Here is a 6,294-nt window from a genome sequence, read left to right on the forward strand (position 1 = left end):
TCATGGGTTTCGCTGGCGCGGTCCTTCGGCTCTTCATCATCTTCAACTCCAACTGGGATAAAGATGAGCCGCAATGCCTCCGCTACGCAATCACGCCAAACTGTTCCAAGGGTGCTGATGGCGGACACATACCAGCTGGCCGGATCATGGATCATCATGATAGCGCCGGTCGACATGGTGATAGAGCTTCCGGCCATCGCGATCAGACTGGCGGCTGAAGCGGCGATGCCCTCGACAACGATGTGGACCTCGCCGGAATAGCCGCGCAGCGCGGTGTAGATGGCCTGCCCCTCGGTCGCGATGCCGCCGCCAGAATTGATCCGAACCGTCAGCGGGCCCGTCATATCAGCAAGGGATTCCCGGACTGTTTTGGCGGTGAAAAACTCCTCATCCCACCAGGATGATCCGACAGTGCCATAGAGTAAGAGCTCGTTCATTTGCGGTGTTTCCTTTTCTCCTGCATTCGCAGATCTTCGATCAGGCCCCGAAAATCTTCCGGGTTAACTCCAAGCGCCCTGGCGGCCTCAGAGACGCTCACGCTGTCCGGCTCTTCGGCCTTGGACTGCCGCGACACATCGGCCCGTGGATCACTGTCGAAGGGCAGGCCCAGGCGGTCGGCCTCGGCCTTGTCCTGTGCCTGCTCCTCGAGCAGACGCTCAGGGTCGATGCCCAGCTGGCGCACCACCTGCTGGCGAGAAGCAAAGCCAGATCGCACCGCTTCGCGCAGCGCCGCAAACTCCCGTGCGGGGTCCACGATGATCTTGCGAGGCGGCACCCACGTAAGCCGGATATGTGAGTGCAGATCCTCTACAATGCCGTCCTTTATGAGCTGGGGCTCATCGATGGCGCTCCAGGCGCGCAGGAAGTGCCTCCCGAGTGGCTGCAGAAACTGAGGCATGAGCATCAGCCACTGCCAGGCGCTGATGTTGCTGTCCATTTCCAGCCGCCCCATCCGGGCGGAGCTGAAGTTCACCTGCCCGAGATCGCCGGTCAGGGCCTCATAGCTGACCCCCATCCCTGCAGCGACGGAGCGCAGCACCGAGCGGGTGAATTCGTCATAACCCTCTACCGCAGGCGGAGCGGAAAAACGGATGTCCTCGCCATCTTCCAGATCATAGATCATCCCCGGTGACATGGTCTCAGGGATCTCGCCGCCCTTCCCTTCACCCAGCACCCGGAACGCCGTAAAACATGCGGCGATTTTCTGACGCATGAGCTGGGCGTCCTCGTGATCAGCCAGATCCTGCAGGCGCATCATGACCGGAGCGAACCACGATATTCCGCGCTGCTGGCCGGGGCGGTCCACTCGGTAGATGTGCATGACCTGTTCGGCGGGAACCCGCTCCGAGATGCCGCGTCGCGTACCCGGCGACCAGTCCCCACCCGGATGCTCAGGATAGAGCCAGTACGCTACACGACGACCCTCTCCATCGTACTCGATGCCGGAAAGGATCTGGCTTCCGCCATCCAAAAAGCCAACCTTTGACTCATCGATATAGTCTGGCTCGAGCACGTCGAGTTGCAGCGGAAGACCTTCAGATTCCCCATCGTAAATCCGCACCAGGCATTCGCCCGCATCCACGACCGTATTGCTGACCAGTCTTTGCAGGCCATACAGGTTCGATCGCCCCTGCCTGTCGATGGCGGTTGAATCGAGGTGCTTCTCGATCAGATCGAGCCCGCGCCTCAGGAGGCGCTTCTGAATGTCCGCCTTCAGCTTCCTGCCGTTGACCTCGACAATCGTAATCTTCGGAAGGATGCCGTCCCCGACGACATTCCCAGTGATGACCGCCTGAGCGCGCGCGGCAAAGGGCGTGTTTCGGACCATATCCCGGGCATAGAAAGCAATGCGTTGCCGCGCGCGCCCGGCCGCGTCCGCGTTTGTCCGGTCAGCCCTGAGGGTAGATGCTCTGCGACCGACATTCGCGGCATCATAGTGCATCACCAGAGCTCGAGACCTCGCACGCTGCGACGCCCACTGCGGCGCAACAGCCGCAATGGCCCTTTCCATAATGTTCACTGGATTACCCTTTCACGAAGGTCGGATAGTGAACCCGCCGCGGTGCCCGAAGGCCGAGCGACTGTTCCATTTCACTCTTGATCTGGCGCATCTCGGCGAGACTGCGAAACGTCACCTTCTCGCCGTTCTGTTCCAGCGACGTGACCCCCTTCGCGATCATGTCGCACAGGGTCCGGTACTGCTCTGATGTATAGGCGTTCACAGCCAGTTCTCCCTGCGTTGGATCCATCCGCCCCGGCCGGGAGCCGCGGGCTCTGCTGCCCGCGCGGCCGGCGGCGGCCGGGCCAGGGCGCTTTCTTCTGGCAGCTCAGTTTTTCGCATCTGCACCGCGAATTCGTTCCCGATCGAAAGAACAGCCCAGGGGCGCTCTGGCTGGGCCCAGTCGATGCGCTCTGCGCCAATGATGATGTGCTGGGCGCGCGCCTGGACCAGATGGTCAAAGCTCTCGTTGCGGACCATGCCGGGCCGCTTTTCCCACCCCGACTGAGTGCGCCGCTCGGCAGTGAACTCAGTCAGCATCTTCACATCCATCCAGTCCGGGATATGGCAGATGTTCTGCCCCTCGCCGGTCAGACGTAGCGACACCGCCACAGCATCCTTGAGCCGGTCCGTTGCCATGTTCAGGATCCGGATGTCCGAGGCGACCTTGCGATTCCCCCTCGCGCGCTCCGGAGCCTTCAGCCAGACCCGATCAGAATGGTTCAGACCACCGCTGCCGCGTGTCAGATACCAGCGCCGTCCTTCGCCAGCCTTCCGGCGCCCGCGGTAGAACTTATAGGCATGATCGGTCGTTGACCCGGCGCCATGCATGTCCACCGCCAGCGAGACGGCCTTCAGCCCCCATTCACTGCCATCGACCGGCCAGACCTGATGGGACAGCGCCTCGAGCACCGCCCAGTCTTCAGCATAATCGCCAGGCTTCAGCGTCCGTCCCTCTGCTTCGGGGGCTGTTGCGGGCGGCTGAATGAGGTCAAAGCGATCAATCGGCTGATGCGCCCCGCCCTCGCCCCAGGCGGTGACGCCGACCGAGAAGTACGTTCCCTGCGTATCGATCGAAACAGTGATGTAGCGCGTCCAGGCCGGTGCCACGCCCTTCGGAACTCCGGTATCACGCGCCTTATCTTTCAACGCCTCGAGCGTGATCTCGACATCCGAGCTGGCCGATCTCGGCAAGTAGGGCTGCGCCTGCCCCGTGGTCACGGTACCGCGAAGCTTTTCCTCATCCCCTGTAGCCTCGAAATGATCCAGCGCGATGCGGTAGCCAGAGACCAGCTCCGCCCAGGTTGAAAAGGCCGCGCTGGCACCGTCGAGCCAGTAGCTCAGCAGATCGGTGCGCCGCAGTCGCGGGTCATCGATCCGCACCACGCCCACTTTCCCATCCGCATCCGGGGAGGTCTCGTGATACCAGTGGCCCATGCCGTTGAGTTCGCGTTTCAGCTCATGGCCAAAGGTCTGGCGGCAATGCGGGCATCGCATCCGGGCCGCCTCCCCGGCTTCCACCGGATCAGCGGAATTGGGATAGATCAGCCGCGCGAAAGTCATCTCAAAATAGACCCCGCAATCGGGGCACGGCACATACCAGCGCCCGCGCGTCCCACCGGGATAGAGCGACAGCACGCCGTAACCAACCGGCGGGCAATCATGCGGTGTCTGAGCTTTCCAGTTCTCATCTTTGATCGGAGCGCCGGGGCTGCTCTCGATAATTACCATGCCGCGCGACAGGAAGGTCCGCGTCCGGGCCCGCATCTGAGTATAAGGGTCACCGTCACCGATCGAGCCATTGCCCCAGGCTGGCCGGTCGAAATCCGTTGCCATCAGAGTGCGGACCGTGGTCGAGGCCAGCTTCTCCGGCGTCGGCCAGTCCAGTGTCAGATGTGTGCCGCCGGTAAACAGCTTCTGAAAAATGGTGTCAGCGCCGCGCCCCTGCGCGAGCCGTGCCCGGATCTTCGGGCTGTTGTAGATCACCGGCCCGATCTTCTCACGCTCCATCAGCGCCGCCGCATCGCGGGTCATCTGGAACAGCGCCACCCGGCCCGGATCAGACATGATCGCATGGCAGGCGACCGTCTGCAGCATCAGCGTCTTGCCCGACTGCGAAGGCCCGGCAAAGACCAGTGCCCGAAACCGCCGTGAGGCAGTCATGTCAGTGGGCTCGACCATATAGGGCGCCACATCGGCGCGGAACGGCTGCCACTGGCCAGAGACGTTAACCCGCATGTAGCGCTCTGCCGATTCCGTTACCGAAATCCGCTCACCCGGATGCAAGGCAGGCAGAGCCTTCTTCAGGGCCGCGCGCGGGTCGGTGTAGGATGGAAGAGGCTCTCCATATGATGCCCCCGCCACGGGAAGACCGCTCAGATCAGCCATCGTTCCTGCACATCGACATCCGGCACGTCACGCTCCCTCAGCTCAGCCTCATCAATGCGCTCAGACATTTTGTTGAGCACATCATCGCAAATCCGCACCACCGCCCCGACCTGATCCGGTCGGAGGGCGATTTCGCGTTCCAGAAGATCCGGCATAGCCTTCAGGCCGTCTCGCACGATCTGCAGGACCCCCTCATAGAGATCGAGCACATCGGAGAGCGGCACCAGCTGGCGGCGCATATGGGCAGCCTTGGACCATGCAATATCGGCAAGCGCGGTCTCGCGCCGTTGCGCCGGCGTCATCGCCGCCTGCGGATCATTTACCTCCATCCCGAGGAAGGAAGCCTGCAGGGCAGCAACCTGTTGCTTGTTATGGCGGTTGCGCAGATCGGCTTCAGCTTCCCGCGCCTTGAGCCATGCCCAGCAATGAGACAGGCGCAGCACATAGGCCTTGCCGTTGCCGCCCTGCTGCGCCACCGGCATGCCATCCTGCCGGATCCACTTGGCCACAGTATTCACCGAGGTGTTAAGCGCCTGGGCGATTTCTTCCTGATTGCAATCCGCGTCCTGGATTCCGGCAGGCAGCGGGAATCTGGTCAGAGCGCTCTCGAGTTCTGCATCGACCTCGACCGCGATCAGCTCAGGCGTTTGCTCTTCCATGAAAACCCCAACAACAACCCATTGTCACACCGGAATTTTTTCCAAAAACACGCACCGTGCGGGGTGCGAATTACCCGCGTGCGGAGGTTGCCCGGGAAGGACCCACGCCGATTATCGGGCGGTCCGAAGGGCGGCGGCGAGCGCTTGAGCGAGGTTTTCGCCAATGCGCTGACGGAAGATCTCCTCGGTCCCGTCCATGAACCCGAGCAGCTTAGGGTAGCTCGGACGGTCCGAGGAGAACTTGAGGACGCGCACCGGGATCTCACCCGGCGCTTTGCGCCTGTAAACACCCGGAGCAAGGCCATGCTTCGGCACAAAGTATGTCGCTCGGCTCTTGGCCCGCTTTCGCGAGGCGGCAGTGGTGTTTGAGCGCGTGTCCCGCTGAGCGCTCAAAGCCGACAGCACCTGATTGCGCTCCCCCGAGGACCAGTTCCCGTACCGATCCAGCCGGGCATTATCAAAGGGCGAGCCTGTGGCGGGGATCACTGACTGGATAACCCCGCCCCAGGCGGCTTTCATCGAGAGCAGCTTTTCCAGCCCCGTCTGCTCACGCGGCCCGCCCAGCTCCTGAACCTTCAGGTAATGCCGCCGCCCCTGCATCGGCTTTTCGGTGACAGTGGCTTTGGCTGACTGCCTGGTTGCGGCGGGCTTCAGCTCGAAAGCGTTTTTCGTGAAAGGCGTCGGCCGATCAAAGACCACCTCCATCCGCTCTTTCAGATGCGCGATGACTTCCCGCGCTGTCTTGTTCACTGCAACCGCAGCCGCGAAGGGAAGCTGCTTGCGCTCGATGTCAGAAAGGTTGCGGTTAAAGTCTGCCAGTGACCGCCGGTCTATGCTGAGATCCACACCAGAACTCCTTTTCCTTGAGCAGCGGCGCAGCCCGTGCATCACTGCCGAACAGGCTTTGATGGAGGATGGATTGTTCTACACGACTATGGCCGGCTATTTCGCCGCGCTCTTGCTTTTCGGTTGCATGCTTGCAGTCGGTGCTTCCGGTTTCATGGACATTTCCAAGATCGAGAGAATTTACTTCTTTGGTCTCGGTATGGGGATGCTGGTATCCGGCTGCCTCATCGGAACTCTGGTGGAAATCAGCAAAGCTGTTCACAAGAACCAGTCATAAAAGCAAAACGCCCGCGAGCGATTGCTCCGGGCGCTATTCAGGCGTGTCAGACAGGCGTTAAACCCATCCCCGCCGCCCACCCGCTCGAGCATCTGTCCGCTTTGCGGAGAGTGACATCGGCATGA

Annotated in this window: 7 protein-coding genes; 1 reads left to right on the forward strand and 6 read right to left on the reverse strand. The window is 61.7% G+C overall.

Annotated features, from left to right (window positions below; translation table 11 throughout):
* From H0485_RS20755 to H0485_RS20780, 6 genes are all read right to left on the reverse strand, one after another.
* Positions 1–437: ATP-dependent Clp protease proteolytic subunit (locus H0485_RS20755; protein ID WP_226937804.1), on the reverse strand; the 437-nt coding region annotated here is incomplete at its 3' end.
* Entirely contained in the window at positions 434–2,011 is a 1,578-nt protein-coding gene (locus H0485_RS20760) for a phage portal protein (RefSeq protein ID WP_226937810.1), read from the reverse strand. The genes H0485_RS20755 and H0485_RS20760, both read right to left, overlap by 4 nt.
* A 13-nt stretch (positions 2,012–2,024) precedes the next feature.
* On the reverse strand, positions 2,025–2,222 hold the full coding sequence (locus H0485_RS20765; RefSeq protein WP_226937805.1) for a phage head-tail joining protein: 198 nt from the start codon (positions 2,220–2,222) through the stop codon (positions 2,025–2,027).
* Positions 2,219–4,237, reverse strand: coding sequence for a terminase gpA endonuclease subunit (locus H0485_RS20770; protein ID WP_226937806.1), 2,019 nt, complete (start codon positions 4,235–4,237; stop codon positions 2,219–2,221). The genes H0485_RS20765 and H0485_RS20770 overlap by 4 nt, the downstream gene beginning before the upstream one ends.
* Before the next feature lie 137 nt (positions 4,238–4,374).
* A complete protein-coding gene (locus H0485_RS20775) occupies positions 4,375–5,046 on the reverse strand; it encodes a DUF1441 family protein (protein ID WP_226937807.1) in 672 nt (223 codons plus the stop codon).
* Between the two features lie 111 nt (positions 5,047–5,157).
* On the reverse strand, positions 5,158–5,892 hold the full coding sequence (locus H0485_RS20780; RefSeq protein WP_226937808.1) for a hypothetical protein: 735 nt from the start codon (positions 5,890–5,892) through the stop codon (positions 5,158–5,160).
* On the opposite strand from H0485_RS20780, the gene H0485_RS20785 reads away from it, so the two are divergent.
* The gene (locus H0485_RS20785; RefSeq protein WP_226937809.1) at positions 5,879–6,169 is read left to right on the forward strand and encodes a hypothetical protein; all 291 of its coding nucleotides are present in this window, start codon (positions 5,879–5,881) and stop codon (positions 6,167–6,169) included. The two genes, H0485_RS20780 and H0485_RS20785, sit on opposite strands and share 14 nt — an antisense overlap.
* Positions 6,170–6,294 lie beyond the last annotated feature (125 nt).

Source organism: Pseudogemmobacter faecipullorum, assembly GCF_020539525.1.
Lineage (GTDB): Bacteria > Pseudomonadota > Alphaproteobacteria > Rhodobacterales > Rhodobacteraceae > Pseudogemmobacter > Pseudogemmobacter faecipullorum.

Bases quoted from the DNA above. Each gene is read 5' to 3' on its own strand.
- H0485_RS20760 (WP_226937810.1), bottom strand. From the start codon at position 2,011: ATGGAAAGGGCCATTGCGGCTGTTGCGCCGCAGTGGGCGTCGCAGCGT.
- H0485_RS20770 (WP_226937806.1), bottom strand. From the start codon at position 4,237: ATGCGGGTTAACGTCTCTGGCCAGTGGCAGCCGTTCCGCGCCGATGTG.
- H0485_RS20775 (WP_226937807.1), bottom strand. From the start codon at position 5,046: ATGGAAGAGCAAACGCCTGAGCTGATCGCGGTCGAGGTCGATGCAGAA.
- H0485_RS20785 (WP_226937809.1), top strand. From the start codon at position 5,879: ATGCTGAGATCCACACCAGAACTCCTTTTCCTTGAGCAGCGGCGCAGC.